The 1,363-nt window shown below is 64.2% G+C and carries 2 protein-coding genes; both read left to right on the forward strand.

Annotated features, from left to right (window positions below):
• Nucleotides 1–212 precede the first annotated feature (212 nt).
• Entirely contained in the window at nt 213–818 is a 606-nt protein-coding gene (locus GY937_01440) for a PEP-CTERM sorting domain-containing protein (GenBank protein ID MCP5055369.1), read from the forward strand.
• A 266-nt stretch (nt 819–1,084) separates the two neighbouring features.
• Nucleotides 1,085–1,231, forward strand: a complete 147-nt coding sequence (locus tag GY937_01445) for a hypothetical protein (GenBank protein MCP5055370.1) — start codon at nt 1,085–1,087, stop codon at nt 1,229–1,231.
• Nucleotides 1,232–1,363: the final 132 nt, after the last annotated feature.

Here is a 1,363-nt window from a genome sequence, read left to right on the forward strand (position 1 = left end):
CGGTCGAGCCGGGAGGGCGTTCGCCCTGGGTCAAGGACCTTTCGACCCGGAAGATCTGAATCGGAATCCGGAACGGCGGGCTGCGTCGCCCCCCGGCCAAATGATCAGATTTCTACGCTTCTGAGTGAGCGTCTACAGGCCGGCCACTAGCCACCATCGCTAGAGCGGCCCAGGCCCCTGGAAACGGGTGCCTCGCGCCATCCCTGGCATGGATGCGAACGCACTCGGCCAATGCAGCCCTGAAGCCGCATCCCCCTGGGGATCGACTGAAATTCGAATTCTCCGGCCGCGGTGACACAAAGCCCGTTCCCGAACCACGCATTGATACCGATTTTCACCCCGCGGTTGCGCGGCTGGAGGGTTCAATGCGGATGATGATGAAGTTGGGCGGAGTGTCGTTGGCTGCTGTACTGCTGCTGGCGGGCAGTGCTCAGGCCTTGAGTATCGATGTGCACAGCGCGAGGCGAGCGAGCGTGACCCAGGTCGACGAGAACACCATCGTGTTCAGAGCGAGGCAGAGGCGAGGCCGGGCGGCGTTCTCTGTTTCAGTGGCGGGCGCGAGCGGTCTCGCATCGATCGGTTCCGCAACCGAAACCGACGTCAGTGTCCTGATCGTCAAGCGAAATGGCCGACGGAAGCGGTTCAGCGGTACGCTGATCGGCAACGATCACGAGTTCAGGTTTCGCGGCGGCAATCGCCGGGTCGTCATGACCTTCGCAACGCCGATCAACGTTCCCGAGCCTGGCACCCTGGCTTTGCTGGGCACGGGCCTCGTCGGCCTGGCCGCTGCGGGGACCCAGCAGCGAAGACGTTCCTGACTGCAGACCTCTGAGTGAAAAGCGGGGTGGAGCCCGGAGCTTCCGCCCCGCTTCTCGCGTTTGTTCCGCACCGCCAAGGTAGAAGTGGCCACGCATTCGCAGGCGGTCGGGCCACCCCCCGGCGGCGATCTTTGCGATGAGCCCGAGCCCGACGTGTTGGCTCCGCTCTTCGGTCCTGTCGACACCGCTCGTTGCGGTAGCCGGAGCGCTGGCGATCTCGCGCTTGTGGCACAGCCCAGGGCTCGGCGGGTATGGTTGGGCGATCGATGTCCGATGAGAACCTCTCTCGACGCGGCCACTACGTGGCGCGGCGTCAGATCCTGGAGCCGGGCGAGGCCACGACCTGGCATACCGACCCTTGCCACCGCTTCTCCGTCGTCATGCGAGGCAGCAAGTTGGCCATCGAGTACTAGCAGGCTGCGGAAAAACCCCGTGCGGGTCCGTCAATCGGTTGGTACACGCATGATCAGGGGGTGAGAGATGCGCGGAACCGATCACGACCAGTCTGCGATGTTCAGCTACGTGTCGCCAGAAGCGCGAATTCC

The organism is bacterium (assembly GCA_024228115.1).
In the GTDB taxonomy this organism is placed as follows: domain Bacteria; phylum Myxococcota_A; class UBA9160; order UBA9160; family UBA6930.

Excerpts from the sequence above, each read along its gene's own strand:
- GY937_01440 (MCP5055369.1), top strand. The coding sequence starts at position 213 with ATGCGAACGCACTCGGCCAATGCAGCCCTGAAGCCGCATCCCCCTGGG.
- GY937_01445 (MCP5055370.1), top strand. The coding sequence starts at position 1,085 with ATGTCCGATGAGAACCTCTCTCGACGCGGCCACTACGTGGCGCGGCGT.